This is a genomic window from Methylobacterium sp. JK268, assembly GCF_054052225.1.
Genome location: NZ_JBSVZN010000001.1, coordinates 148887 through 174455 on the forward strand (window position 1 = coordinate 148887; position 25569 = coordinate 174455).

The 25569-nt window shown below is 70.6% G+C and carries 23 protein-coding genes and 2 pseudogenes; 12 read left to right on the plus strand and 13 right to left on the minus strand.

Features of this window, described 5'->3' with window-relative positions:
* From ACW9J6_RS00635 to ACW9J6_RS00645, 3 genes are all read right to left on the minus strand, one after another.
* A complete protein-coding gene (locus ACW9J6_RS00635) occupies positions 1-1449 on the minus strand; it encodes a GntP family permease (protein ID WP_457114484.1) in 1449 nt (482 codons plus the stop codon).
* A 3-nt stretch (positions 1450-1452) separates the two neighbouring features.
* On the minus strand, positions 1453-2481 hold the full coding sequence (locus ACW9J6_RS00640) for a patatin-like phospholipase family protein (RefSeq protein WP_457114485.1): 1029 nt from the start codon (positions 2479-2481) through the stop codon (positions 1453-1455).
* 113 nt (positions 2482-2594) lie between these two features.
* Complete coding sequence (locus ACW9J6_RS00645; RefSeq protein WP_457114486.1) at positions 2595-3221, minus strand: LuxR C-terminal-related transcriptional regulator; 627 nt, start codon at positions 3219-3221, stop codon at positions 2595-2597.
* Between the two features lie 300 nt (positions 3222-3521).
* Here ACW9J6_RS00645 and ACW9J6_RS00650 point away from each other — a divergent pair, with 300 nt between their 5' ends.
* Complete coding sequence (locus tag ACW9J6_RS00650) at positions 3522-4553, plus strand: AI-2E family transporter (RefSeq protein WP_457114487.1); 1032 nt, start codon at positions 3522-3524, stop codon at positions 4551-4553.
* A gap of 714 nt (positions 4554-5267) precedes the next feature.
* Here the strand turns inward: ACW9J6_RS00650 and ACW9J6_RS00655 are convergent.
* Complete coding sequence (locus tag ACW9J6_RS00655) at positions 5268-6170, minus strand: LysR substrate-binding domain-containing protein (RefSeq protein ID WP_457114488.1); 903 nt, start codon at positions 6168-6170, stop codon at positions 5268-5270.
* Between the two features lie 162 nt (positions 6171-6332).
* Between ACW9J6_RS00655 and ACW9J6_RS00660 the strand changes: the two genes are divergently transcribed.
* From ACW9J6_RS00660 to ACW9J6_RS00710, 11 genes are all read left to right on the plus strand, one after another.
* Complete coding sequence (locus ACW9J6_RS00660; RefSeq protein ID WP_457114489.1) at positions 6333-6932, plus strand: isochorismatase family protein; 600 nt, start codon at positions 6333-6335, stop codon at positions 6930-6932.
* Positions 6933-6967: 35 nt separating this feature from the next.
* On the plus strand, positions 6968-7636 hold the full coding sequence (locus ACW9J6_RS00665) for a superoxide dismutase (protein ID WP_457114490.1): 669 nt from the start codon (positions 6968-6970) through the stop codon (positions 7634-7636).
* A gap of 10 nt (positions 7637-7646) precedes the next feature.
* Complete coding sequence (locus ACW9J6_RS00670; RefSeq protein ID WP_457114491.1) at positions 7647-8126, plus strand: (2Fe-2S)-binding protein; 480 nt, start codon at positions 7647-7649, stop codon at positions 8124-8126.
* The gene (locus tag ACW9J6_RS00675; protein WP_457114492.1) at positions 8123-9115 is read left to right on the plus strand and encodes an FAD binding domain-containing protein; all 993 of its coding nucleotides are present in this window, start codon (positions 8123-8125) and stop codon (positions 9113-9115) included. Before ACW9J6_RS00670 ends, ACW9J6_RS00675 begins: the two co-directional genes overlap by 4 nt.
* Entirely contained in the window at positions 9112-11337 is a 2226-nt protein-coding gene (locus ACW9J6_RS00680) for a xanthine dehydrogenase family protein molybdopterin-binding subunit (RefSeq protein WP_457114493.1), read from the plus strand. Before ACW9J6_RS00675 ends, ACW9J6_RS00680 begins: the two co-directional genes overlap by 4 nt.
* Positions 11334-11885, plus strand: coding sequence for a YceI family protein (locus ACW9J6_RS00685; RefSeq protein ID WP_457114494.1), 552 nt, complete (start codon positions 11334-11336; stop codon positions 11883-11885). The genes ACW9J6_RS00680 and ACW9J6_RS00685 overlap by 4 nt, the downstream gene beginning before the upstream one ends.
* A 28-nt stretch (positions 11886-11913) precedes the next feature.
* The gene (locus tag ACW9J6_RS00690) at positions 11914-13482 is read left to right on the plus strand and encodes an MFS transporter (RefSeq protein WP_457114495.1); all 1569 of its coding nucleotides are present in this window, start codon (positions 11914-11916) and stop codon (positions 13480-13482) included.
* On the plus strand, positions 13479-14666 hold the full coding sequence (locus ACW9J6_RS00695) for an HlyD family secretion protein (protein WP_457114496.1): 1188 nt from the start codon (positions 13479-13481) through the stop codon (positions 14664-14666). The genes ACW9J6_RS00690 and ACW9J6_RS00695 overlap by 4 nt, the downstream gene beginning before the upstream one ends.
* Before the next feature lie 65 nt (positions 14667-14731).
* Entirely contained in the window at positions 14732-15646 is a 915-nt protein-coding gene (locus tag ACW9J6_RS00700; protein WP_457114497.1) for a pirin family protein, read from the plus strand.
* A gap of 39 nt (positions 15647-15685) precedes the next feature.
* Entirely contained in the window at positions 15686-16150 is a 465-nt protein-coding gene (locus ACW9J6_RS00705) for an SRPBCC family protein (protein WP_457114725.1), read from the plus strand.
* Between the two features lie 59 nt (positions 16151-16209).
* Entirely contained in the window at positions 16210-16782 is a 573-nt protein-coding gene (locus tag ACW9J6_RS00710) for an NADPH-dependent FMN reductase (RefSeq protein WP_457114498.1), read from the plus strand.
* A 382-nt stretch (positions 16783-17164) separates the two neighbouring features.
* Here the strand turns inward: ACW9J6_RS00710 and ACW9J6_RS00715 are convergent.
* The 9 genes and pseudogenes from ACW9J6_RS00715 to ACW9J6_RS00755 form a co-directional block, all read right to left on the minus strand.
* A pseudogene (locus ACW9J6_RS00715) lies at positions 17165-17512 on the minus strand (LysR substrate-binding domain-containing protein); the annotation flags it as partial.
* Positions 17513-17590: 78 nt separating this feature from the next.
* Positions 17591-18345 (minus strand): annotated as a pseudogene (locus tag ACW9J6_RS00720) (IS6 family transposase).
* Positions 18346-18732: 387 nt separating this feature from the next.
* Positions 18733-19419 carry a class I SAM-dependent methyltransferase gene (locus tag ACW9J6_RS00725; protein WP_457114499.1) on the minus strand — a complete coding sequence of 229 codons (687 nt, stop codon included), beginning with the start codon at positions 19417-19419 and terminating at the stop codon, positions 18733-18735.
* A complete protein-coding gene (locus ACW9J6_RS00730) occupies positions 19416-20222 on the minus strand; it encodes an HpcH/HpaI aldolase/citrate lyase family protein (RefSeq protein ID WP_457114500.1) in 807 nt (268 codons plus the stop codon). Before ACW9J6_RS00730 ends, ACW9J6_RS00725 begins: the two co-directional genes overlap by 4 nt.
* Entirely contained in the window at positions 20212-20985 is a 774-nt protein-coding gene (locus ACW9J6_RS00735) for a GntR family transcriptional regulator (protein ID WP_457114501.1), read from the minus strand. Before ACW9J6_RS00735 ends, ACW9J6_RS00730 begins: the two co-directional genes overlap by 11 nt.
* Before the next feature lie 123 nt (positions 20986-21108).
* Entirely contained in the window at positions 21109-22305 is a 1197-nt protein-coding gene (locus ACW9J6_RS00740; protein WP_457114502.1) for a CaiB/BaiF CoA transferase family protein, read from the minus strand.
* On the minus strand, positions 22302-23468 hold the full coding sequence (locus ACW9J6_RS00745; protein WP_457114503.1) for an acyl-CoA dehydrogenase family protein: 1167 nt from the start codon (positions 23466-23468) through the stop codon (positions 22302-22304). Before ACW9J6_RS00745 ends, ACW9J6_RS00740 begins: the two co-directional genes overlap by 4 nt.
* 24 nt (positions 23469-23492) lie before the next feature.
* The gene (locus ACW9J6_RS00750; protein ID WP_457114504.1) at positions 23493-24890 is read right to left on the minus strand and encodes an MFS transporter; all 1398 of its coding nucleotides are present in this window, start codon (positions 24888-24890) and stop codon (positions 23493-23495) included.
* Positions 24891-24951: 61 nt separating this feature from the next.
* Complete coding sequence (locus tag ACW9J6_RS00755; protein ID WP_457114505.1) at positions 24952-25458, minus strand: MaoC family dehydratase; 507 nt, start codon at positions 25456-25458, stop codon at positions 24952-24954.
* Between the last annotated feature and the right edge of the window lie 111 nt (positions 25459-25569).

Genomic DNA, 25569 nt, shown 5'->3' on the forward strand with positions numbered 1-25569 from the left:
TCAGAACGAACCGAGCGTCCCGCCCAGCACGATCACCGCCACGAGGGCGGCGAGCGCGCTCGCCACGCTGACCATGACGATGTCGACGTAGCTCCGGGCATGAGTCGAACCGCACACAGCGAGGAGCGTCACCACGGCGCCGTTGTGCGGCAGGCTGTCGAGCGTGCCCGCGCCGATCACCGCGACGCGGTGCAGGAGACCTGGATCGATGCCGTGCTCGGCGGCAAGCCGCAGGTAGGTCGGTCCCAGGGCATCGAGCGCGATCGTCAGGCCGCCCGAGGCCGAGCCCGTGAGCGCCGAGAGGATGTTCGTGGCAACTGCGAGGGAGACCAGGGGACCTCCCTCGATCCCGACCACCCAGTCGCGGACCAGCGCGAAGGCCGGCAGGGCCGCGATCACCGCTCCGAACCCGACGAGACTCGCGACGCTGAAGGCCGGGAGCACGGCCGCGTTCGCGCCGGCATCGATGCTCTCACGCAGGGACGGCAGGCGCCGCCCACTGACGCCGAGGAGGACGAGGATCGCGGCGGTCAGCGCCACCGCGACCGACCAGACGCCCGCCACTGCCTGGAGCGACGTCTCTCCCCAGCGGGGCTGCGCCAGGAACCCGGTGTCCATCCGGGGCAGGACCACGAACGACATCAGCAGGTTCACGGCGATCACAACGGCGAGCGGCATCACCGCGAGGCCGAATGGCGGGGGCTTCGGCGCCGGGGCGGCGCTGAGGGCCTCGGGCGGGTCGAACGCGCAGGACGTGGCCGCCCGCTCGCGCAGGAGGGATGCCTCGTCGGCCCGGACCGGCGGCGCCTCGTCGCCGAAGCCCTCGTTGCCCCGGCGCGCCCCAGCGGCGGCGCGTGCGAGCCACCACAATCCGAAGCCCAGCATGATCGCCGAGGCCAGGAGCCCGAGGCCCGGCGCGGCGAAGGGGGTCGTGCCGAAGAACGGCATCGGAATCGCGTTCTGGATCGCCGGCGTGCCCGGCATCGCCGACATGGTGAAGGTCGAGGTGCCGAGCGCGATCGCGGCCGGCATCAGCCGTCGCGGGATAGAGGCGGTCCGGAACAGCGCCTCGGCCATCGGCGCGAGCACGAAGAAGGCGACGAACAGGCTAACGCCGCCGTAGGTAACGACGGCCCCCGCCAGCACGACGGCCAGCATGGCCCGCTGCGTGCCGAGCCGCGCGATCATCCACTGCGCGATGGCCGAGACCGAGCCGCTGTCCTCCATCAGCTTCCCGAACAGGGCGCCGAGGAGGAACAGGGGGAAGAACTGCGCCAGGAAGCCGGAGGCGCTGCCCATGAACGTCTGCGTCCAGTGGGCGAGAAGCGGCTCGCCCGCGAAGGCGGCCGCCAGCAGGGCCGCGAGCGGGGCGAGCAGCAGGATGCTCCAGCCCCGGAACGCCAGCCCTACGAGCAGCGCGAGGGCGAGGATGATGCCGACGAGCCCCATGCCTCACGCCCCATCCAGCAGGCGGTCGATGTCGAGCGTCGAGCGATGCCCGAGGTCGCTCCCGCGCGCGGTGAGGAAAGCCTCCGCGGCGCGCCGTCCCTCCTCGCGCAGCAGGGCGAGGAAAGCCGCCTCGGCATTGAGCTTCGAGGAGGCGCCGAACTCCATCAGCCGCTCGCTGCGGACGAGGTGGATGCGCATGCGCGCCCAGTGCGCGGTCTCGGCGCCGCCCGGGTCGGCGACCTGACGAAGCAGCGCGATCATGCGCAACTCCTTCAGCAGCACCGCGTTGAACGAGACCTCGTTCACCCGGTTAAGAATGTCCCGCGCCGTGCGGGGCAGGTCCGGCCGCTCAACCGGGTTGATCGCCACCAGGATGATGTCGTCCGCGACGCACTCCCTGACGAGCGGCGTGATGGTCGGGTTGCCTGCATAGCCGCCGTCCCAGTACGCCTCGCCGTCGATCATCGCGGCCTGGAACAGGGTGGGGAGGCAGGCCGAGGCGATCAGAACCTCCGGGGAGAGGTCCGCGTTGCGAAACACGCGCGGCCTTCCGTTGCGTACGTTCGTGGCAGTGATGAACAGCTTGATCGGCGCGCGAGCCAGGCGGCCGAAATCCACCGACGCCGCGAGGATCTGGCCGAGTGGGTTTGCCGCGCCGAAATCGTAGGGCGAGAACACCCGCGCCATCAGGTCCAGCGCGAGGTAGGCCGGGGAGTGATCGAGGGTCCACCGGCCCAGGACGACGTCGAGCGGGCTTCGCTGCAGGGGACTGAGCGCGGCGGCATCCGAGACCTGCTGCCAGAACCGGGCAAGCGCCTCCCGCGCGCCCGCGCGTCCATCGCGAGCGTAGCCGTCCACCATCACGGCGGCGTTCATGGCGCCGGCCGATGTGCCCGAGATGCCCTCGATCTCGATCCAGGGCTCCTCCAGAAGGCGGTCGAGGACCCCCCAGGTGAATGCCCCGTGCGACCCGCCTCCCTGCAACGCCAAATCGATCAACTGCCGGGGACGCGGCTTCACGCTCTGGCTCATCTCGGCTCCCCCGCCACCCGGACTGGATTGATCTCACGCTATGACATCGGGTCGGTGCACCAGAGTATTTGAGGGAATGATCTCGGAACGGCGGCGAGATCTCAAAACCAGCCTTAGGGTGCGATCAGCCTGTGTCGAATCGCATATCTGACCAGCTCCGCGATGTTTCTGAGTTTCAGCTTATGCATCGCCGAGGTCTTGTGCGCCTCGACGGTCTTAGGACTCAGGTTGAGCTTTTCGGCAATATCCTTAATGCTGCACGTTTCCGCGATGAGTCGTATGATCTGCCGCTCCCTCATCGTCAGCATCGGGCGTTGCTGGAAACCGCTCGCCCAGACCTCCGCGAGCGATGTCGAGGCAGCCGTGCTGAGATAAGTCTTGCCTCTCGCCACCGCATCCAAGGCCAGCAGCATGTGGTCTACGGCTTCGCTCTTCAGAAGATAGGCCCGCGCACCGGCCTGCAAAGTCTCAGAGATCAAGTCTTTCTCGCCATACCCTGTCAGCATCATTACGCTTGTGTCCGGAAAATTTTTCTTAATATCAACAACGACTTCCGAAGAGCCGAAACTTGTTGGCAAATATTCCAGCATTATAACGTCAGGTTTGCTCGCGCGTGCGACATCTAGTGTTGATTCGATGTCGAATGCTTCTCCACAGACTTCATGACTGCTGGAATTTTCTAGGATGGCGCGAACGCCTATTCGCACGATATCATGCTCATCGGCGATCAGAACACGCATCGTGCACCCGTCGGGTTATCTCGAGACGGCGAGGGCTCACATAGGATGGCATCTCAGCTGTAGGTATCGAAACTACAAAAGTTACTCACCCCAATCTATCGCGACCGTACGGCCCGCAATGCAATGTGATACTATGCTTTCAGCCTCTGCGCTCAGGCGAATACTCTCGTAAGCAAAGCGATCGCGATCGATCGAATTGCTGGCGCAGCGGCAAATTCCCTGCCTTGCAGGATCGCCTGCTCTCGCGCTTCGGGCGGATCCCGCCCCCGCCGGCCAATGCAACGACGAGGAGACGGCGCCATGCACGAACCGGCGATCGGCCGCGCGTTGAACGGCCTCTGCGCCGTTATCCTGATCGGGGCCGCGCTGTCCCTCGCCCGAACAGTCTTCGCGCCGGTCGCATTCGCGCTCTTCGTCATCGCCGTCGTCTGGCCGGTCCAGCTGCAACTCCAGAAGGCGCTGCCGAAGCTCGTCGCCCTCTTGGTCACCGTGTCGGCCACGACGGTGATCATCGCGACGTTCGCGTCGCTCATCGCGTGGGGCTTCACCCGGGTCGTCCGGTCGGTGATCGCCGACGCAGCCCGCATCCAGGCGATCTACGCCCAGATGGCGGAGTGGCTGGAGGCCCACGGCGTCGTGCTCGCAGGTCTCTGGGCCGAACACGTCAACGTGCGCGGGATGCTCCGCGTGCTGCCAGAGGTCATGAACCGGATGAGCGAAATGGCCACGTTCTTGTTCGTGATCCTGATCTACGTCATCCTCGGCCTGCTCGAGGTGGAGGACGCGGCGAGACGGCTCCGCCTCGCACCCCGGCGGGAGTTCGGGCAGTTCCTGCTCGTCGCGAGCGCGAGGACGGCCGCAAAGCTGCGGCGCTTTATGCTCGTCAGGACCGTGATGAGCCTGCTGACCGGGCTCCTCGTGGGAGCGTTCGCCTCACTCGCGGGCGTCGCCCTCGCGGTTGAATGGGGGGTCATCGCGTTCGTGCTGAACTACATCCCGGTGATTGGGCCGCTCGTCGCCACGACCTTCCCAACCCTCTACGCGATGGCGCAGTTCTCGTCATGGCAGGCGGGTCTGATCGTCTTCGCCGGCCTCAATCTCATCCAGTTCCTGGTGGGGAGCTACCTGGAGCCACGCGTCGCCGGCAACGCCGTGTCGATCTCGCCGTTCGTGCTTCTGTTCTCTGTCTTCTTCGGGACATTCCTGTGGGGCATCCCCGGGGCGTTTATCGGCGTGCCGATCGTGATCGCGATCGTGACGCTGTGCGAGGAACATCCCTCGAGCCGCTGGCTGGCGACCTTGGTGGCGACGTACGGCAGGCGAGTGCGATAACCGTCGCAATGCGGTGCGTCGGTCGTGCACTCCCGGAAAAGGCGGCGTCGCGGGTTGGGTCATACCTGCTCAGCCGCGTTGCAGACTTCGAAGCCCGCCTGCAACTTCTTCCTAGAAAAGGGCGGTTGCGGATGCGTGGCATTTCATCATCTCGGCTTAAGCGGACCGCATGGTGCGATTTGCAGCCGCTTGAAATAGTCCGCTATCAAGCATTAAGCCGCCATTCCACTGCCGTCGCTGAAATATCTGCAAGTGGCGGATTGTATTGAAAAGCTCGCAGCTGGCACCTGCGGCCTCGTCTCATGCCTCGAGAAGGAGAAATTTCATCGCCTCAGGCGGCAACACGCTCGCATTTTTTGCCGGCGGGAGTGGCGTCGGTAGAAATTTATTCTTCACGACGTCTGGCGCGGAGCACTGCCTCGAGTGGCGTTGGAGTTTTTCAACAAAATCGGCGCATAGCAGAACAAAACGAATGCGAACTGCTGACCCCTTCCGGACCTTCCGCTCCCCTGCTTCGTACGTCCGCTATAAAGCCGGAAGCCGACCTGACCGCGATGGCCAAAGCATCAGCGGGTCCCGGCACGTTGACGACCTCCAGCCTGTCGGCGACCGACGCTCCCGCCGTCATCGGGTTCTCCCGACAAACAGAGCAGCCTCGGCTCCTGGAAATCTATACAGCCGAACGGGCCGGAACTCCGCGTGGCGAACGTCGCGCTATGCCCCGTCCGGTGCGTGCAAACGCTCGGCCAGGAAATCGATGAAGGCCTGGAGCTTCGGCGCGTGCTGTCGGACCGAGGGCACCATCGCGAAGACGTGGATGTCCGGGACGCGCCAGTCGGGCAGGACGACCTCCAGCTGCCCGGCCGCCAAATAGGCGGCGCAAACGAAGTCCGGCAGGATGGCGATCCCCTGGCCGGCCAGGGCCGCTTCGCGCAGGACGAGGCCGTTGTTGGCAGCGAGGTGCCCGCGGATCGGGATGCGCCGGACCTCGCCGGCCCGGTCGAGCACCCACTCCCCGCCAGAAGCGAGATTGCCGTAGTGCAGGCAGGCATGCTCGCGGATCGCGTCGGGAGAGGCGGGATGGCCCCGACGCGACAGGTAGGTGGGCGCCGCGCAGAGATGCCGGGCCACCGTGCAGAGCACGCGCGTGGCGTAGTCCTCCGGTGCCGTCGCGGCGATGCGCAGCGTCACGTCCGCCAGGGCGCTCGGATCCTCGATCAGGCGGTCGTCGAGCCGCACGTCGAGTGCCACCTCCGGGTAGCGCGCCAGGAACTCCGGGATCAGCGCCGCGAGGCGTAGCATGCCGAACAGCATCGGGGCGTTCACCCGCAGGGGCCCGCGCACCTCGGCCATCCCCGACCGGACCGCCGCGTCGGCCGCGTCGAGGTCGCGCAGCACCCGCCGGACGGTGTCGAGGTAGGCGGCCCCCGCCTCCGTGAGGACGAGCGACCGCGTCGAGCGCTCGAAGAGCGCCACGTCGAGATCGGCTTCGAGCGCGGCGAGCAGCTTGCTCGCCTGATCGCGCGTACGCCCGAGCGCGCGGCCGCCGCCCGCGAGACTCCCAGCCTCGGCCGCCGCCGCAAAGGTGCGAAGGGCTTCGATCTTATTGAGCGTCATTGTCTTTCATTTCAAGACGCAGTGTCTTCAATCTAGCGTCTACTCAGCGACAATAGGCCGTGGCAAGGAAGGCTGCAACGCCACGCTCAATCAGGTTCAGCGCGTGGTTCGGTCAGCCGGACCGCCCGGCCTTCGACGCACCCGCCTTGCGCAGGAGCCCTGATGCCCAAGCCCTTCCGTCCCGAGACCTCGGCCCTGATCCTGATCGACCACCAGGTCGGCACGATGCAACTCATCAAGACGCTCGACGTCGAGCAGGTGAAGCGCCACACCCTGGCCCTCGCCAAGGCGGCGAAGATCCTCGGCCTGCCGGTCGTCCTGACGTCGAGCCAGGAGGGCCGCATCCAGGGTCCGCTGATGGGCGAACTCGCGGACCTCCTGCCCGGGGCCTTCGCAGCCCGCGTCAAGCGCGAGGGCATCGTCAACGCCTGGGACGATCCCGCCTTCCGGGCCGCCGTCGAGGGCACCGGCCGGAGCCAGCTCATCATGGGCGGCGTCACCACGGACGTCTGCCTGATCTACCCGACCATCAGCGCCGTCGAGGCCGGCTACGAGGTCCAGGCGGTGCTCGACATCTCGGGCTCGCCCTTCGCGCTCTCGGAGGAGACCGCGCGTCACCGCATGGAGCGCGCCGGCGTCCAGTTCACGGCGACGAACACCATCATCGCCGAACTCGCGCAGGACTGGGCGACGCCGCACGGTTCGGAGCTGATCCGGCTCCTGTTCACCGACGTGCTGCCTGCCGTCCAGCCGCGGTTGTGACGGCCCCCCGAGCGAACGCAGGAGAGGAGACACCCGTGACCGCCGAGACGACGCCCCCCGTCGGGCCGTACGCCCTGCCGCCCCTGCGCTTCGACGAGGGCGCGCTCGCCCCCGTCATCGACGCCGAGACGATGCGGCTGCACCACGGCGCCCACCACCGCGCCTACGTGGAGGGCGTCAACGCCGCCCTCGCCAAGCACCCCGAGTGGCTCGGGCGCACCATCGAGGACGTGCTGCGCCACCTCGCCGAAGTGCCCGATGACATCCGCGCGGCCGTGCGCAACCACGGCGGCGGCCACGCCAACCACCAGTTCTTCTGGAAGATCCTGACCCCGAACGGACCGGGCCGGCCCTCGAGCGACCTCGCCAAGGCCATCGACAGGGATTTCGGCTCCTACGAGGCCTTCAAGGCGCAGTTCGAGGAGGCCGGGACGAGGCATTTCGGCTCGGGCTGGGCCTTCCTTGTCGCCCGCCCCAAACGGGATTTCCGCCTGGAGATCGTGGCCCTGCCGAACCAGGACAGCGTGCTGACGCTGCCCGAGCCCGCGCCGGGGCTGATCGCCTGCGACCTGTGGGAGCACGCCTACTACCTCACATACCGCAACCGCCGGGCCGAGTGGCTGAGCCGGTTCTGGGAGATCGTCGACTGGGACACCATCGCCGAGCGCCTCGACGGCATCCGCGCCGGCAAGAAGCAGCTCTAAAGGTCGACGGATGAGCCCGATCCCCCTCACGCTCAGCGTCAACGGGGCGGACCACGCGCTGGTTCTCGACCCGCGGGTGACGCTGCTCGACGCGCTGCGCGACCACCTCCACCTCACCGGCACCAAGAAGGGCTGCGACCACGGCCTGTGCGGAGCCTGCACGGTGCTGGTCGATGGCGAGCGCCGGGTCTCCTGCCTGATGCTCGCCGCCTCCGCCGAGGGGCGGGCGGTCACGACCATCGAGGGCGTGGCGGCGCCCGACGGCACGCTGCACCCGCTGCAGCAGGCCTTCATCGACCACGACGCCTTCCAGTGCGGCTACTGCACGCCCGGCCAGATCATGTCGGCGCTCGGCGCCATCGCGGCCGGCGACATCGCGGACCCTGAGGACATCCCGGAGGCGCTCGACAACCTCTGCCGCTGCGGCGCCTACGACCACATCAGGGCCGCCATCGCCAGCGTGCTGCCGGCGACGGAGGGAACGCCATGAGGCCGTTCGCCTACCTCCGGGCGGCCTCTGCCGCGGAGGCGGTCGCGGCGGCGGGGGAGGATCCCGGGGCCGCCTATCTCGGCGGGGGCACGACGCTCCTCGACCTGATGAAGCAGGACGTCGCCCGTCCGAGCCGCGTCGTCGATCTCACCCACGCGCCCGACCTCGCCGGCGTCGCGGTCGAGGAGGGCGAGTTGCGCGTCGGGGCCGCCGCCACCCTCGCCCGCGTCGCCCGCGATCCCCGCGTGCGGCAGGGATGGCCGCTCCTCGTCGAGACCATCCTGAAGGGGCTGACGCCGCAACTGCGCGACGCGGCCACCTTCGGCGGCAACGTCACGCAGCGCCCGCGCTGCATCTACTTCCGCGAGGCCGCCTTCGCCTGCAACAAGAAGGCACCGGGCTCAGGGTGCGCCGCGAAGGCCGGCGTGCATCACGGGCACGCGATCCTCGGCGGCGAGGCGGCGCGCGATTGCATCGCGGTCCACCCCTCCGACCTCTGCGTCGCGCTGACCGCGCTCGGCGCCCGCCTGCACCTCGCCGATCCGACGGGCGCGACGCGCGTGATCCCGATCACGGCCTATCACCGGCTTCCGGGCGACGACCCGACCCGCGAGACCAACCTCCACCCCGGCGAACTCGTCACCGCCGTGAGCCTCCCCGCCCGGCCCGGCTGGCGCGGGCACTACGCCAAGGTGCCGCGCGACGGCTTCGCGCTCGCCTCCGCGGCAGCGTTGCTGCGGAGTGAGGACGGGTCGATCGCGGAAGCGTCACTCGTGCTCGGCGGCGTCGCTCACAGGCCTTGGCTGGTGCCGCAAGCCGCGGCGCTGCTGCACGGGCGCGCGCCCGACGAGGCCGCGTTCCGGGAGGTGGCCGAGGCCGCCCTCGCGGACGCCGCCACCGACCCGCAGACCGCCTACCGGGCCACCCTCGTGCGCGAGGTCGTGGTCGAGGCCCTGACCGAGGCCCTGAGATCCGGAGCCGCCCGATGAGCGCCGAGCCCCTCCTCGGTCGGTCCGTGACGCGCGTCGAGGGCGCGCTCAAGGTCACCGGCCGCGCCCGCTACGTCGCCGAGCACGGCGCCGACCTCTACCCCGACCTGCACCACGCCGTGGTGGTCGGGGCCACGGTGGCGGCCGGCCGCATCGCCGATCTCGACACGGCCGCGGCCGAGACGGCGCCGGGGGTCGTCGCGGTCATCACGGCCCGCAACGCTCCCAGGCTCGCGCCCGTCGAGATCTTCCCGCGCGGTCCCGCCGGCGAGGGCCGCCCGCCCCTGCAGGACGACGAGATCCGCTACGCCGGCCAGGCGGTCGCCGTGGTGGTGGCAGAAAGCTCCGAGGAGGCGCAGGCCGCAGCCGACCTCATCGCTGTCCGGTACGAGGAGGCCGCACACCAGAGCACCTGGGCGCTCCTCTCCGGCGAGGGGCAGCGCGAGCCCCTGCCGCCCCCGCTCGCCAAGGTCTTCGACCTGTCGCGGGGCGACCCGGGCGCGGCGTTGCGGGAGGCCGCCGTCACGGTCGAGATGACCGCCGACACGCCCGGCCACAGCCAGGCGGCGATGGAACTCGCCGCCACGGTGGCGACGCCCGACGGGCAGGGCGGGCTCGTCGTGCATGATTCGACACAGTGGGTGCTCGGTTGCCGCAACATGGTGGCGCGCAGCCTCGGGCTGCCCCTCGACAGAGTGCGGGTCGTGGCGCCCTTCGTCGGCGGCGGCTTCGGGGCGAAGTGCTTCACCTACCCGCACACGGTGCTGGCCGCGCTCGCCGCACACATCACTGGCAAGCCCGTGCGGCTCGTTCTCTCGCGTGCACAGATGCACCTCGCGACCGGCTGCCGGCCGGCGGCCCACCAGAGCATCGCGCTCGGTGCCGACGCGGATGGCAAGCTCCTCGCCATCCGCCAGCACGCCGCCTCGCAGACGTCGGTCGCCGACACCTTCGTGCGGGCTGTGGGCGAGGTGACGGAGGTGCTCTACGACGTGCCGAACCTGGAAACGCGGCACACGCTCCTGCGCGTCAACACGACGACGCCGACGAACATGCGGGCCCCGGGCGAGGCTTACGGCTCCTTCGCGCTCGAAGTCGCGATGGACACCCTCGCCGAGCGGCTCGGCCTCGACCCGGTGGAGCTGCGCCTGCGCAACCTGCCCGCGCGCCACCCGGAGGACGGGGTGCCGTTCACCTCGAACGCGATGCGGCAGTGCCTGACTGAGGGCGCCGCCGCTTTCGGCTGGGCCGGGCGCCCCTCCGCGCCGGGGACGCTGCGCGACGGCGACGAGCTTGTCGGCACCGGCATGGCGGCGGGCTGCTACGGCGCGTACCGCAGCCAGGCGGAGGTGCGCGCGAGCCTGTTGCCGGACGGCACCGTCGAACTCGCATCGGCGACCCACGAGATCGGCTCGGGCACCACGACGCTGATGGCGCAGGTCGCCGCCGACGCGCTCGGCCTGCCGCTCGGGCGCATCCGCGTGCGGCTCGGCGACACCGACCTGCCGGCCGCGCCCGTCCACGGCGCCTCGCGCAACGCGGCGACGATCGGCCCGGCCGTGAAGGCCGCCGCCGAGGCGCTGGCGGCCGAGATCATGGCGCGGGGCGGGCTCCCGGGCGCTCTCGCGGTGCTGCGGGCCGAGGGGGCACACGCCTTGAGCGTGACGCGCCGGGCCGGTCCGCCGGAACTCGACGAGAAGGCCTTCGCAACGCTGGCGTCCGGCATCAACACGATCCGGCTGCCGAAGACCGACCGGGCGGCGACCTACGCCTACGCGGCGCACTTCGCGGAGGTACGGGTGAACCCGCGGCTCGGGCTCGTGCGCGTGACCCGCTTCACCTCGCGCTGCGACATCGGCCGGGTGCTCAACCCGCTCCAGGCCCGCAGCCAAGTGCTCGGCGGAATCGTGTTCGGGCTCGGCATGGCGCTCTCCGAGCAGATCGTGCCCGACCCCGCCACGGGCCGCATCATCTCGGCGGGCATCACCGAATACTGGCTGCCCGGCATGGCCATGATGCCGGCCTTCGACATCGGCTTCGTGGGCGAGGCGGACTACGCGGCGAACGAGGTCGGCGCCAAGGGCGCGGGCGAGATCGGCACGGTGGGCTCGGCGGCGGCCATCGCCAACGCGGTCTGGCACGCCACCGGATACCGCTTCACACAGCTGCCGGTCACCCTCGACAAGGTGGTGACGGCGCTCTCCCGGGAGGTCAGGGGATGACGAACGAGACGGCGCCGGCAGGCCACTACGAGGCAGACGTCAACCATTCGAGCGTGCTCTGGCGTATCAAGCATCTCGGCCTCGCCTGGTACGTCGGGCGCTTCAGCCGGTTCTCGGCCGCCCTCGAGTTCCGGCCCGACGCCGTCGAGTCGATGCGCCTGCAGGCGAGCGTGGACCTCCGATCCGTCCGCACCGAGTACCAGGGCGGCGACAAGGATTGGGACCGGGAACTCGCCGAGGATGCCAACCTCCTCGACGCCCTTCGCCATCCCCTTGCCACCTACGCCTCGACGACGGTCGAGCGCACGGGCGAGGCGACCGCGCGCGTCACCGGCAATCTCGACTTCCGGGGCATCGCCCAGCCGCTCGTGCTCGACGTGAGCTACAACGGCTCGCTCGTCCAGCACCGCTCGGGCAAGCCGCATGTCGGCTTCTCGGCCCGCGGCACCCTCCTGCGCTCGCGCCACGGCCTCGACTTCCTGCTCGGTCCTCTGATGCCGGACGAGGTCGAGCTTCTGATCGAGGCCCAGCTGATGCTCGCGGCCTGACGGGCCGGCCCCGAGAGGCACGACGCCCATGGCGACGCTCCTGCCCGGTCAGCCTGTCCCGCCCGCGGTCGCCTGGCCGGCGCTCGCGGCTTGCGGCGTCGCCGCCTTGCTCGGCGGCTTCTCGATGCAGGCTCACCTGCTCGCCGCTCCGGACCTCGGCGGCGCGCTCGGGCTCTCGGCCGACGAGGCGTCCTGGGTGCCGACCGCGGGCGCCATGGCCGAGGGCGCGGCCGTGCTCGTCGCGGCCCCTCTGACGGGCGCCTTCGGCGTGCGCCGCGTCGTCGCCGGGGCCGCCATCGCGACCGGGTGCCTAGCGGTGACGGCGCTCGCCGCCCCGACCGCCCTGGTGCCGGTCCGCTTCGCCCAGGGCTTCGCCTGCGGGCTCCTGCCCGTCGTCATGATGACCTTCGCCATGCGCGCCTTCGCGCCGGGCGCGCGCGGCCTGCCGCTGATGCTCTTCGCTTTCGCGTCCTCCGCGCCGAGCGCGGTCGCGGCCCTCGCGACCGGCCTCGCGACGAGCCACTGGGGCGGAACGGGCGTGTTCCTCGTCGATCTTCTCTGGACGCCCCTCGTCGCGCTCCTCGCTCTCACCGTCCTTCCGCACGAGCCGGTTCAGGCGGGCCGGCTCGTCGGCATCGACTGGCCCGGCTACGCGCTCCTCTCCTGCGCCACCATGCTGATCGTTCTCGTGCTGCAGCAGGGCGAACGCCGCTTCTGGCTGGAGACGGCTTGGGTGGCACCCCTCGCGGCGGCGGGAGTCGCGCTCCTCGCCCTCACGTCCGCGCGCCTGTTGACCGCGGCCTCGCCCTACCTCGACCTGTCGCTGCTCGCCAAACCCACCTTCGCGGTCGGCATGGCGGAGGCGCTGTCGCTGCGCTTCGGCCTGCTGATGGCGAGTTTCGCCGTGCCGCAGGCTCTCGCCCGGCTCCAGGGCTTTCGCCCGGAGCAGGCCGGGGAGGCGGTCCTTTGGCTTGGGGTCGGACAACTCGCGGGATTCCCACTGGCGTGGCTCTGGCTGAAGCGGCGGGACGGACGCGTCGCGCTGGCGCTCGGCCTCGCAGCCTTCGCGCTCGCCGCCGCCTTCGCGTCGCGGATCGACCCGTCCTGGCAGGGCGATCAGTTCGCCGGGCCGATGCTGCTCGCCGGCTTCGGGCAGGGCTTCTTCCTCACCAGCGTGGTGACCTTCGCGACCTGGGATGTGCCGGCCGCCGCCGGCGCCACGGCGGCGGGGCTGTTCAACCTCACCCGCGTGCTCGGCACCTCGGCGGCGAGCGCCGCGGTGGCTTACGGCGTGCGCGTCCGCGAGAACGGGCACTCGGCCCGCCTCGTCGAGGGCATCGCCGGCGCGAGCGAGGCTGCAGCCGCGCGGCTCGACGACCTCGCCCGCACCTACCGCACCCTCATTCCCGACGCGGGCGCCGTCCAGTCGGCCTCGCTCACCGCACTCGCGAGCGAGGCGAGCCGGCAGGCCTACGCGCTCGCCTTCGGGGACGTGTTCCTCGCCATCGCGGCAGTGCTCGCCGGCTTCGCGCTGCTGGTGCCGCTCCTGCCGCGCATCCCTGCCTCCCCCGAACCCGTCCGTCCGGAGGCGACATGAGCGCGCTGCGCCGCTTTCTCGTCACCCTGTGCCTCCTCGCCGCCTTCGTGGCGGCCGCGTGGTACGGCTGGCGCGAATGGGACATGCGCGGGGCGGTCCAGTCCACCGAGGACGCCTACGTGCGCGGGGAGATCACGACGCTGTCCCCGCGCGTGGCGGGCTACGCCGTCGCGATCCTCGCCGACGACGGCGAGGCCGTGCACGCCAAGCAGGTCGTGGTGCGTATCGACCCACGCGACTTCCGCGCCGCCGTCGCCCGCGCCCAGGCGACGCTGGACCAGGCCCGGGCCGGCCTCGGGCAAGCCAAGGCGCGCCTGGACCTGCAGGCTTCCCAGATCGAGGTGGCCGAGGCGGCTTTGCGGTCGGCGGAGGCTCAGGCGCAGAATGCCGAGCTCACTCTGGGCCGGGCGCGGGACCTCCTCGCCCGCGGCGCGGGCACGCAGGCGGCGTTCGATCAGGCGAGCGCCGCCGAGGTGACCGCCACCTCGGCGGTGACTCAGGCACGGGCGCAACTCGCCTATCAGCGCCGGCAACTCGGCGTGCTCCAGGCCGACGTGACGGCGGCCGAGGCGAAGGTCGCGGACGCCCAAGCCTCCCTCGACACGGCCCGCCTCGCCCTGGACGACACCGAGGTCTGGGCGCCGGTCGCAGGCACGATCGCGAACCGCCGCACGCGTGTCGGGGAGTACGTCACGGCCGGAACCCGGATGCTGTCGATCGTACCGAGGGAGGGCTTATGGATCGAGGCGAACTTCCGCGAGACGCAGCTCGCGCGCATGCGCCCGGACCAGCCGGTCTGGATCGGCCTCGACACCTACGGCGGCCGGCGGGTCTGCGGCTACGTGGAGGCGGTCGGCCCAGCCTCGGGCTCGGAATTCTCTCTCGTCCCGGCGGACAACGCGACGGGCAACTTCACCAAGATCGTGCGGCGCTTCCCCGTGCGCATCCGCGCGAGCGCGAACGACGCCGACCGGGGGCTCCTCAAGCCCGGGATGTCGACGCTGGTGCGCGTCGCGGTCGATGCGCCCGAGATCGACGGCTGCCGATTCGACCCGGTCCGGGACCGCCAGCTGCGCTCTGTCCCGATCCTCCCGGCCCATCCGGGCCTCGCCGAGGCCGGATCGCCCCAGACCTCGTCGACCCGCACCCCGGACCGCGACGACCGCGGCGCCACCAGTCCATGACCACCGGGTGACGTTGCGAGGGTCGAGCACCGCGCTATTCGTCGACGCAACGAAAGGACACAGGGATGAGCTACCACTCGGCCGAGGATCCGGTCCCCGGCGACCGCTTCTCCTGCGACGCGATCGAGACCGTGATCGTCCCGCGCGCCCGCGACCTCGGCTCCTTCTCGGTGCGCCGCGCGCTCCCCTCCGCGCAACGCCAGATGGTCGGCCCCTTCATCTTCTTCGACCAGATGGGGCCGGCCGAGTTCCTGCTTGGCCAGGGGATGGACGTGCGGCCCCACCCGCATATCGGGCTCTCCACCGTCACCTACCTGTTCGACGGCGAGATCATGCACCGCGACAGCCTCGGCACCGTGCTGCCGATCCGCCCGGGCGAACTCAACTGGATGACCGCCGGGCGCGGCATCGTGCATTCCGAACGCACGGCGGAGTCGTTGCGCAGCACGGGCTTCCGGATGTTCGGCCTCCAGGCCTGGGTCGCCCTCTCGGCGAAGGACGAGGAGAGCGCACCGGGTTTCGAGCATTACGACGCCGACGCCCTGCCGGTGCTGGCCGGCGAGGGCAAGCGCGTGCGGCTGATCGCGGGCGCGGCCTTCGGGGCGCGCTCGCCGGTGCGCACGTCGAGCCCGATGGTCTACGCCGACGTGCAGCTGGAGGCGGGCGCGAGCCTGCCGCTCGACCCCGACTACGACGAGCGGGCGGTCTACACGGTCTCGGGCGCGATCGAGGTGGCGGGCGACCGCTTCGGGCCGGGGCAACTGCTGGTCTTCCGCCCCGGCGACCGGATCACGGTGCGGGCGCAGGAGACGGCCCGCTTCATGGTGCTGGGCGGCGAGCCGATGGACGGGCCGCGCCACATCTGGTGGAACTTCGTCTCCTCGCGGCCCGAGCGGATCGAGCAGGCCAAGGCCGAGTGGAAGGCCGGGCGCTTCGACACCGTGCCGGGGGATGCCGAGGACATCATCCCGCTCCCCTGATCCCCTGTTCCTCGCGAAGGAGGCCACGCGATCTACGCGCTGTCCTACGCCGTACCCGTCAACCCGACCGGAACCACGCCGACCTTGACGCGCGAGCAGGTCTGGCAAGGCCTGGTCATGAAGGCCGAGAACGCGCTGCCGTTCGTGCCTGGCATGGAAGCCTGCGACGTCGTCGAACGCACGGCGACGGGGCTCGTGCGGGACGTGAGCTTCCGGGGCAGCCGCATGCGCGAGCGGATCACGCTGACGCCGCCGATCCAGGTTCTTTTCGAGCGGATCGACAGCCCCGACAACGCGGGTTGGATCACGAACGTGATCAGCGACACGGAGGCGGGGCTCCTCCTGACCTTCACCTTCGCGGTGACGTTCGAGGGAGCCGAGGAGGGCCCCGATGCCGAGCGCCGGAAGGGCGAGGAGATGCGGGGCGCCTACGTGGCGGCCGTCGCCGCGACGCTCGACCGCGTGCGCGACCTCGTCCGCTCGGGCGCTATTCCCGCGTCCTGACCGGGACGCCCTTCCACGCCGCCACCGCCTCCCCTCGGAGAACCTTGGAGCCAGCCACGATGGACGCGTCGCCTCGCACCCTCCGCTTCGTCACCCTGGTCGGCAGCCTGCGCAAAGGCTCCTGCAACGCCGCCATCGCGCGGGCCCTCCCGGCCCTGGCGTCGGAAGGGGTGACGGTCGAGCCGCTCGGCTCGATCGGCGCGTTCCCGCTGTACGATGCCGACATCCAGGCGGACGGGTTTCCAGCCGAGGTCGTCGCCATGGGCGAGGCCATCAAGGCGGCCGACGCCGTCTTGATCGTTACTCCGGAGTACAATTACTCGATCCCGGGTGGGCTCAAGAATGCGCTGGACTGGCTCTCGCGCCTGCCGTCCGCCCCTTTCGCCGGCAAGCCGGTGGCCCTTCAATCGGCTTCGCCGGGCATGATCGGCGGCGCGCGGTGCCAGTACCACCTCCGCCAAGTCCTGGTGTTCCTCGACGCGCATGTCCTGAACAAACCGGAGGTGATGGTTGGCGGCGTGGCCGGCAAGGTCGACGTCGAAAGCGGTACGATCACCGACGAGGCGACCCGCGGCTTCCTGGCGAAGCAGCTCGAAGCCCTCGCGGCGCTGGCACGGCGCGTCCGCACTTAGTGTCTCTCACAAAACTCCCGACCGCCGTCGTCGCTCACCGTGGCGCCTCCAGCGCGGCGGGAGTTTTGTGAGGTGCACTTAGCCCTTCGCTTGCCCTGAAGGGGACCGGGTCGCTTCAGCTGGCGCTGGGGGCATCATGCGTCACACCCTGAGTGACATCTGCGCCGAGACTGCGGTCACCGTCGGCCGCGTCCCGGCGGCGGCTCTCGCGCTCGGGGCGCCCTGAAGCTTGTCCCGCACCCGTCGAATCCGGACCCGTGCGACGACCGGGCGACGTTGCAGGCGGCACGCAGCGATCATGCGAAGCAGAATACAACTATCATCCAACTGTCTCTCAAGAGTCGTCAGATGATAGAGGTAAAGGCATGCCAAATAAGCTCCATCAGGATACATCGACGGGAGCGCAGTCTCGGATACAATCGCGCAACCATGATAAGCCGGCGTCACGGCCGCGGCGACGCTGCCACGCGAGCATCAGGGACCACGGCCGAAGCGGAACAGGCGGCTCGTGCAACTGGAGCCGTCCCGACGCGGCGAACATCCGAGCCGCGCGACCGCCTGTCGTCACGATGAGATCGGTACGGGGAAGGAGCATCGGCACCAGCATGACGTGAGGGGCCGTCAGGGCGACGCGGCGGCGAAGGCCGCGCGAGGTCAGGATGCGGTCGACGGCACCGGTGGCATCGCCCCTCTCCGTAATGAGAAGGTGCGGCCACCGGGCGAACGCCTCGAGGTCGAGCCCGGTCGCGCAGACGGGCCTGTCGCAAGCTCGGGTTCAGGTCGCAGGAGGGGCTGCCCGCCCCCGCTTTCACGCTTTGTTCGCGACGGGAAGTTCAAAGCAGGTGGTGAGGAGCTGGTTCTGCTCCCCGACAGTCCACGCGCCCGCTAACCCGAAGCCCTTGCGCAGCCACAGCAAGGCCTCGAAGCCCTGGATCGTGCGCCGCGCCGTGTGGAACGAGCGGAACCCGCCCACGCGGGGCATCGCCCGCTTCACCCGGAGGTGGTCGCTCTCGATCCCCTGCTGCAGGTGCTCGGTGACGTGGTGGATAGGCGTGCGTGGCAGTAGACCCGTCTTGCGGCTGTCGGCGATCCCGGGCGGGTAGGGACCGGCTCCATCGGTGCCGATCCGGTCGGGCGCGAAAAGCGGCTGATGCTGCAGCATCTTGCGGAAGAAGCGCTTAGCCGCATCGAGGTCGCGCTGTGCGGTGAGCAGGACGTCGACCGTCGCGCCGTGCTTGTCGATGGCCCGGTAGAGATACCGCCACTGGCCACGCACCTTGATGGAGGTCTCGTCGATCCGGACCGAGCCGCAGGGGGGGGCCGACGGAACTGCCGCAGGCGCTTCTCGATCAGCGGCGCGTAGGCGAGCACCCAGCGGTTCAGGGTGGAGTGGTCAACCCTCAGACCCCGTTCCAGGAACAGCTCCTCGGTATCGCGATAGCTCAGCGGGTAGCGCAGGTACCAGTCGACCGCCTGCACGATGAGTGCCGCCTCGACGTGCCGGCCTCTGAAGTCGGCCTTGGCGCGCTGCTTGAGCTTGGCGGCGATGGCGGACAGGATCATGGGCCGGCTCCAAGGCGGAGGCGGCAGGCTGGGCAGGTGTGGTTAACGATCCTTGAGCGGGGATCCGTTCGCGTTTGCGACAGGCCCCTCCCGAGTGGGAGAGGGGCCGGGGGTGAGGCACGGACGCTTCAGCAAGAAGACGCAACCGTCCCGGTTCCAGCGGCACGGGTCAGGATACTTGCTTAACCCGAGCCACCCTGCGCGATCTCCGATCGCCCCTACCCCTCTCCCAATCGAGAGAGGGGATCCCGCGCCATGCTCGGATACCGAAGAGGATTTGATAATTGGTACTTTTTTTGATGAACCTGCTTTCGGCAAGTGCTCGAATCTTCTCCGGATAGCCAAGCCTTCTGTCAGGGAGGGTTTTCCCGCGGTGTGGGCGCCCTCTCAACCTCCCCCCGGCGCGACCCGCAGGACGACCACCCGCAGGGGCTGGCGTAGCCCATAGCCCCCGTCCCCCCGCTCCGCCTGCGCGCGGAACGCCGCCGCGACGGTGTCCCGATGCGCCCGGGCCGCCGCCTCCCGGGCCGGGTCGCCCGCCGTGACGCGGGCGAGGAAGGCGTCGAGATCCGGAAAGGTCTCGACGCGCTCGACCGTCCGGTCCAGCACCGTCACCGCGAGACCCTCGGCCACGGCCGCGGCGAGCGCCGCCGCCGCCTCGGCCCGGACCGCGCTCTCGTCCTCCACCGGCCGCATCGCCGTGAAGAAGCTGCCCTCGGCGAGGGGCTCGACCACCACGACGGCGCGGCCCGGGCCCGTCACCCGGGCAGCCTCGCGCAGGGCCGGTCCCATCTCGTCGGCGGGCAGATGGTGGAGGGAGTTGAAGAAGACCGCGCCGTCGAAGGTCCGGTCCGGCCAGGGCAGGGCCTGCGCCTCACCGAGCCGCAGATCCGCCTCCGGCAGGGCGTCGCGGGCCGCCGCCAGCGCCGGCGCGGAAGGATCGATCCCGGCCATCCGGGCACCCTGCGCCGCGAGCGCGCGGGCGAGCGCCCCCGCTCCGCAGCCGATGTCGAGGAGGGAGCGCCCGTGCAGCGGGGCGAAGGCCTCCGCCACGAGGTCGAGGGCGCTCGTCACCCGGCTTGTTCCAGGATCGCTTCGGCCTGGAGGCGGATCGGCCGGTCCACGAGCTTGCCGTCGACCACGATCGCCCCGCGCCCGGTCGCACAGGCCTCCACCACCCGGTGCGCCCAGGCGATCTCCGCCTCGCCCGGCGAGAAGCCGGCATTCACCGCCGCGACCTGGGAGGGGTGGATGCAGAGCTTGGCCCCGAAGCCGAAGCGGCGCGCCCGCGCCACGTCCTCGGCGAGGACATCCTCCTGCCGCACCGCGACGGTGACGCCCTCGACCGGCGCCGCGAGCCCGGCGAGCGCCGATTCGAGCACGAACTGCCCGCGCACGAAGTCGAGTTCGCGGCCCTGGCCGCGGATGCCGGCCTCGGTGCAGAAATCCACCGACCCGAAGGCGAGACGCTGCAGACCCGGCGTCCCTGCGAGCGCCCGCAGCTCCGCCACCGCCCGCACCGTCTCGACCAGGGCAACGATCACCCTGTCCGCCGGCAGGGCGGCGCGCAGGGCCCGGACGTCGTCGGGGCGTTCGGCCTTCGGCAGCATCAGCCCGGCGAGGCCCGGCAGCCCCGCCAGCGCCGCGACGTCGTCCGCGTGCCAGGGCGTCGCGACCGCGTTGACGCGCACCAGCGCCGATCCCGGTGCGGCATCGGCCAACCAGCGGGCGAGTTCGTCCCGGGCGCCCGCCTTGGCGTCCGGCAGGACGGCGTCCTCCAGGTCGAGCACCACCCGGTCGGCGCCGCTCGCCAGCGCCTTGGCGAAGCGCTCGGGGCGGTCGCCGGGACAGAACAGGTAGCTGCGCTCACGCCTCATCGGATCCCTCCGGGCCGCGGGCGGGGGCCCGCTCGCGGCGGAACACGGCCGAGTAGCTGAAGCGCTCGGCCGGATGCACGCTGATCGCCACCTCGATCACCTCGCCCCGGCGGTTGAGGTAGAGCCGGCAGATCCACAGGGCCGGCGCCCCGGCCTCGGCGCCGAGGCGGAGCGCCTGCTCGGGGGTGAGCGCCACCGCGCGGATCTGCTGCTGCACCTCCGCGACGCTCTCCCCGAACTGCTCCTCCAGGCGCAGGTAGACCGGCACCGCGGAGCGCCCGCCGACCTCGCGCACGGAGCGGAAGGCGGGGTGGATGTAGATCTCGGTCACGCAGAGCGGCGCCGCCGCCACGCCCTCGCGGTGGCGGAGGCCGCGCATGTGCAGCCAGGACTGGCCGGCCGGCGCCTGGGCCAGCGCCGCGATCTCCGGGTCGAGGGGCGCCATCTCGACGTCGAGGATCTCGAGTTCGGTCTCGGCGGTATATTGCTGCAGGTCGGCGATACCCTGCATCACCTGCCGGTAGGCGGTGCGGGGCTGCGTGCTGAGCACGCGGGTGCCGACCCCCGCCTGCCGGCTCACCAGGCCGAGATCCACCAGCCGCTTGATCGCCTCGCGCACGGTGAAGCGGCTGGCGCCGAACTGCTCGCAGAGCGCGAACTCGGTCGGCATCAGGCCGCCGACGGGGTAGCGGCCCGACTCGATCTCGCTGATCAGGGTCTGGGCGAGCTGCAGGTAGCGGGGCTGCGGGGCGATCAGGGACATGGGATCAGGGACCTGGGCGGGGTCGGGCCCGGACGGGGCGTGGATGCCCCATATACTGGACGCGCCCGTGGTTTCGCCCAGACGAGCGGACGCGCTGCCGCAGGGAAGGCCGTGGATCGGCCGTCACCGCACCACGGCCCGGGCGCGGAAATCCGCGATCGTGTCGGCCGGGAAGCCCGCCGCTTCCAGGATCGCGTCGGTGTCCTGGCCGAGGGCCGGCGCGGCGGCGGTGGGATGGGCTGCGCCCGCCGCCCGCACCGGCGAGGCGATGCCGCGGATCGCCCCGTGCCGCGGATGCGCGAAGGCGAGGACGCGCTCCTGCTCGCGCACGAAGTCGCTCTCCAGCGCCTCGCGGACGTCGTGCACGGGCGCCACCGGCACCTTGCCGCCGAGGATCTGCATCCACTCGGCGGTGGTGCGGTGGGCGAGCGCCGCGTCGATCGCCGCGTTGACCCGCGGGCGGTGGGCGAGCCGCGCCGCGAAGGTCGCGAAATCCGGGTCGTCCAGCCATTCCGGATGCCCGAGGAGGTCCGCGAGCACGCGGAAGAACTTCTCCTTCTGGCACATGATGAAGATCCAGCCGTCGCCGGTCCGGTAGAGCTGGCTCGGCGTCAGGGACGGGTGGCTGGAGCGCGGCTCGCGGCCGGTCACCACGCCCTTGTTGAGGTACCAGGATCCCACGTAGCAGAGGTTGTGGAGCGCGACGTCGAACAGGCTGACGTCGAAGTCGCGGCCCCGCCCGGTCCGGCGCGCCTCGACCACGCCCGCGAGCAGCGCCATGGCGGCGGTGGTGCCGGTCATCAGGTCGATGATCGACAGGCCCATCCGGGCCGGCGGGCCGTCCGGCTCGCCGGTGACCGAGAGGTAGCCCGCCTCCGCCTGCATCAGGTAGTCGTAGCCGGGCCAGGCCGCCCGCGAGCCCTCGCGGCCATAGGCCGAGAGGTGGACGCAGACCAGCGCCGGGTTGACCGCTTCGAGGCTGGCATGGTCGAGGCCGAGCTTGGCTGGCAGGTCGCCGCGCAGGTTGTTGAACACTGCGTCGGCCTCCGCCGCGAGGCGCCGCAGCACCGCCTGGCCGTCCGGCGCCTTCAGGTCGAGGGCGAGCGAGCGCTTGTTGCGGTTGAACGCCTCGTAGAAGTGGCTGTCCCCCGGCTCCAGGAAATGCGGCCCCACGTGACGGCCGATATCGCCGCCATCCGCGAGGTTCTCGATCTTGACGATCTCGGCGCCGAGATCCGCGAGATGCTGGGTGCCGAACGGGCCGGCCCCGTACTGCTCGACGGACAGCACCCGCAGGCCGGCGAGGGGGAGGGTGGTCATACCCGGTTCCTCTCGACGAGCTGCTTGGCGATGATGATGCGCTGCATCTCGTTCGTGCCCTCGCCGATGACGAGGAGCGGGGCGTCCCGGTAGAGGCGCTCGACGTTGTACTCCTTCGAGTAGCCGTAGGCGCCGTGGATGCGCATGGCCTCGGTGGCGTTCTCGACCGCCGCCTCGGTGGCGAAGTACTTCGCCATGCCGGCCTCCATGTCGCAGCGCTCGCCGCGGTCGAACGCCTCGGCCGCCCGGTAGGTCAGCAGGCGGGCCGCCTCGACCCGGGTCGCCATCTCGCCGAGCTTGAGCTGGATCGCCTGGTGCTCGCAGATCGGCTTGCCGAAGGTCTTGCGCACCTGCGCGTAGGCCACGGCCTCCTTCAGCGCCGCCTCGGCGACGCCGACGCCGCGGGCCGCCACGTTGATGCGGCCGAGTTCGAGCCCACCCAGGATCTGCTGCAGGCCGCGCCCCTCCGCGCCGCCGATGACGCGGTCCGCCGGGACGCGGTAATCCGCGAAGGCGATCTCGCAGGTGTCGATGCCCTTGTAGCCGAGCTTCGGCAGCTTGCGGCTCACCGTGAAGCCGGGCCCCTTCTCGGCGATGAGCAGGCTCATGCCCTTGTGGCGGGGCGTGGCCGCGGAATCGGTTTTCACCAGCAGCGCGAAGGTGTTGCCGTAATAGCTGTTGGTGATCCAGGTCTTGGTGCCGTTGACCACGTAATCATCGCCGTCGCGCCGGGCGGTGGTGCGGATCGCCTGCAGGTCGGTGCCGCAATCGGGCTCGGTGAGCGCGATGCCCCCGCGCAGCTCGCCGGTGGCGAAGCGCGGCAGGTAGGCCTGCTTCTGCGCCTCGGTGCCGAAGCGCTGCACCGCCATCGCCATGATCAGGTGCGAGTTGATGATGCCGCTGACCGACATCCACACCGCCGACATCCGCTCGATGATCTTGGCGTAGGTGGCGGTGGAGAGGCCGAGCCCGCCGTATTCGGGCTCGATCAGGCAGCCGAACAGGCCGAGTTCCTTCATCGCCTCGACGATGGCGGCCGGGTACTCGTCCCGCGCCTCGAGGTCGTGGACGTAGGGCTTGACGTCGGCGGCGAGGAAGCGATCGACCGCGTCGAGGATCAGGATCTCGTCGTCGAGGTGCTCGGCGGGGGTCTTCATGTCCATGGCGGGTGATCCTTCGCGAGGGGGTCAGGCGTGGCGGTGCAGGCCGGCCGGCGCGGCCGTGGGGCGGGCGGCCGCGCCGATCTCGACGTCGCTCGCGTCGAGCGACAGGCCGCCGGTCTCGACGCGCAGGAGCAGGATCGCGGCGATCAGCAGCACCAGCATGCAGGCGACCATGCCGAGCACGCCCGCGACGCCGAAGGCCCCGAACAGGCTCACGACCAGGAAGGGCGTGGCGATCGAGGCGGCGCGGCCGCACATGCCGGCGAAGCCGGTGCCGCGCAGGCGCAGATGGGTGGGGAACAGCTCCGGGATGTAGGCGTAGAGCCCGAGCGTCACGAGCGTGTAGATGCTGGTCACCAGCGCGAAGCCGGCGAGCGTGATCTCCAGGGGCTCGCGCAGGGTCGCGTAGACCGAGCCCAGCACCAGGATGGCGAGGCAGGTGCCGACGAGCGAGCGCTGCCGCGAGACCCGGTCGCCCAGCGCCATGCCGACCAGCGCCCCGGCGATGCTGCCGAGCGACATCAGGGTGGTGAAGCCCAGCGACTGCACCACGCTCATGCCCTGGCCCACCAGGAAGGTCGGCAGCCACGCGACGAAGCCGTAGACCGAGACGTTGACCGTCATGCAGGTGAGCGCCGCCGCGACCGTGCGCCCGCGCATCGCGGGGGCGAACAGGGCGAGGAAGGGCGCGGCGGGCACCTCCAGGCTGCGCACGGTCGCCACCGGGGGCAGGGCGCGGCCGGCCGCCACCTCCGCCTCGATGGCCTGGAGGGTGCGCTCCGCCTCCTCGCGCCGGCCCACCGCTTCCAGCCAGCGGGGCGATTCCGGCATGCGCTTGCGCAGGAGCCAGATCGCCATCGCGCCGATCCCCGCGATGGCGAACATCGCCCGCCAGCCGAAGGCCGGGATGACGAGGTAGCCGACGCTGGTGGCGACGAAGAGCCCGGAATTGGTCAGGATGCCCAGGATGGCGATCCAGCGCCCGCGATAGGCGGGCGGCACGAACTCGCACAGCGTGCCGGCCGCCACCACGAGCTCCGCCCCGAGCCCGACGCCCATCACGAAGCGGCAGAGGGTCAGGAGCAGGATGGTCGGCGCGAAGCACGCCGCCAGGGAGGCGAGGCCGAACAGGCCGAGGTTGAACTGGTAGGAGGCGCGCCGCCCGTGGCGGTCGCCGATGAATCCAGCGAGCCCGGCCCCGATCAGCATCCCGGCGAAGGTCACCGACACGAAGGTGGCGTTCTGGGCCGGGGTCGAGAAGCCCTCCTTCAGCATCGCCGCGATGACGCCGCCTGCGAGGTAGATGTCGAAGGCGTCGAGGGCCGCCCCGGCCCCGATCAGGCCGAGGATGCGCCAGTGGAAGCGGGCGATCGGGAGGCGGTCGAGGCGCGCTCCCGCATTGACGATGGGCGTCTGGGGCATGGTCCGGATTCCTCCCTCAAGGTCGGCCCGGCCGTTCTCGGCGCGGGTCCGGTGTCCGGCTTCAGCCCTCGCCGACGCCGTGGCCGCGCTTGGGCACCAGGGCGCTGCGCACGAAGTCCATCACGGGCGTGCCGTCCTGCTTGAAGGCCCGGGTCTTGACCGTGACGATCCCCTGCGTCGGGCGCGAGCGCGACTCGCGCTTCTCCAGCACCTCGGATTCCGCGTAGAGCGTGTCGCCCGGGAAGACCGGCCCGGTGAGGTTGATCTCCCGCCAGCCGAGATTGGCGATGGCCTTGCCGCTCACGTCCGCCACCGTCATGCCGAGCACGATGGCGAGGCTGAGCCCGCTATTGACCAGCGGTCGCCCGAACTCGCTCTTCTCCGCGAAGGCCCGATCGCAGTGCATCGGGTGGAAATTCATGGTCATCAGGGAGAAGTTGATGTTGTCCGACTCCGTGACCGTGCGCCCGGGCCGGTGCTCGTAGACATCCCCGATGGTGAAATCCTCGAGGTAGCGGCCGAACGGGGTGACTTGGCGGGTGGCTTGGCGGGTGCCGCCTGCGGGCATGGTGTCCTCCCTGATTTGTACGGACAAAGCCACAAAGCGGCGGAGGCGTCAAGGGTGGGGTGGCGCGCACCCGGAGGGCAGTCCTGAAGCAGTATGAGTTTCCACCGGCGC

What these genes read in the sequence shown, in the direction of transcription:
- ACW9J6_RS00660 (WP_457114489.1), top strand. Translation starts at nt 6,333, where the DNA reads ATGCCCAAGCCCTTCCGTCCCGAGACCTCGGCCCTGATCCTGATCGAC.
- ACW9J6_RS00635 (WP_457114484.1), bottom strand. Translation starts at nt 1,449, where the DNA reads ATGGGGCTCGTCGGCATCATCCTCGCCCTCGCGCTGCTCGTAGGGCTG.
- ACW9J6_RS00750 (WP_457114504.1), bottom strand. Translation starts at nt 24,890, where the DNA reads ATGCCCCAGACGCCCATCGTCAATGCGGGAGCGCGCCTCGACCGCCTC.
- ACW9J6_RS00735 (WP_457114501.1), bottom strand. Translation starts at nt 20,985, where the DNA reads ATGTCCCTGATCGCCCCGCAGCCCCGCTACCTGCAGCTCGCCCAGACC.
- ACW9J6_RS00755 (WP_457114505.1), bottom strand. Translation starts at nt 25,458, where the DNA reads ATGCCCGCAGGCGGCACCCGCCAAGCCACCCGCCAAGTCACCCCGTTC.
- ACW9J6_RS00745 (WP_457114503.1), bottom strand. Translation starts at nt 23,468, where the DNA reads ATGGACATGAAGACCCCCGCCGAGCACCTCGACGACGAGATCCTGATC.
- ACW9J6_RS00685 (WP_457114494.1), top strand. Translation starts at nt 11,334, where the DNA reads ATGACGAACGAGACGGCGCCGGCAGGCCACTACGAGGCAGACGTCAAC.
- ACW9J6_RS00740 (WP_457114502.1), bottom strand. Translation starts at nt 22,305, where the DNA reads ATGACCACCCTCCCCCTCGCCGGCCTGCGGGTGCTGTCCGTCGAGCAG.
- ACW9J6_RS00700 (WP_457114497.1), top strand. Translation starts at nt 14,732, where the DNA reads ATGAGCTACCACTCGGCCGAGGATCCGGTCCCCGGCGACCGCTTCTCC.
- ACW9J6_RS00690 (WP_457114495.1), top strand. Translation starts at nt 11,914, where the DNA reads ATGGCGACGCTCCTGCCCGGTCAGCCTGTCCCGCCCGCGGTCGCCTGG.
- ACW9J6_RS00670 (WP_457114491.1), top strand. Translation starts at nt 7,647, where the DNA reads ATGAGCCCGATCCCCCTCACGCTCAGCGTCAACGGGGCGGACCACGCG.
- ACW9J6_RS00695 (WP_457114496.1), top strand. Translation starts at nt 13,479, where the DNA reads ATGAGCGCGCTGCGCCGCTTTCTCGTCACCCTGTGCCTCCTCGCCGCC.
- ACW9J6_RS00650 (WP_457114487.1), top strand. Translation starts at nt 3,522, where the DNA reads ATGCACGAACCGGCGATCGGCCGCGCGTTGAACGGCCTCTGCGCCGTT.
- ACW9J6_RS00655 (WP_457114488.1), bottom strand. Translation starts at nt 6,170, where the DNA reads ATGACGCTCAATAAGATCGAAGCCCTTCGCACCTTTGCGGCGGCGGCC.
- ACW9J6_RS00680 (WP_457114493.1), top strand. Translation starts at nt 9,112, where the DNA reads ATGAGCGCCGAGCCCCTCCTCGGTCGGTCCGTGACGCGCGTCGAGGGC.
- ACW9J6_RS00675 (WP_457114492.1), top strand. Translation starts at nt 8,123, where the DNA reads ATGAGGCCGTTCGCCTACCTCCGGGCGGCCTCTGCCGCGGAGGCGGTC.
- ACW9J6_RS00640 (WP_457114485.1), bottom strand. Translation starts at nt 2,481, where the DNA reads ATGAGCCAGAGCGTGAAGCCGCGTCCCCGGCAGTTGATCGATTTGGCG.
- ACW9J6_RS00730 (WP_457114500.1), bottom strand. Translation starts at nt 20,222, where the DNA reads ATGAGGCGTGAGCGCAGCTACCTGTTCTGTCCCGGCGACCGCCCCGAG.
- ACW9J6_RS00645 (WP_457114486.1), bottom strand. Translation starts at nt 3,221, where the DNA reads ATGCGTGTTCTGATCGCCGATGAGCATGATATCGTGCGAATAGGCGTT.
- ACW9J6_RS00710 (WP_457114498.1), top strand. Translation starts at nt 16,210, where the DNA reads ATGGACGCGTCGCCTCGCACCCTCCGCTTCGTCACCCTGGTCGGCAGC.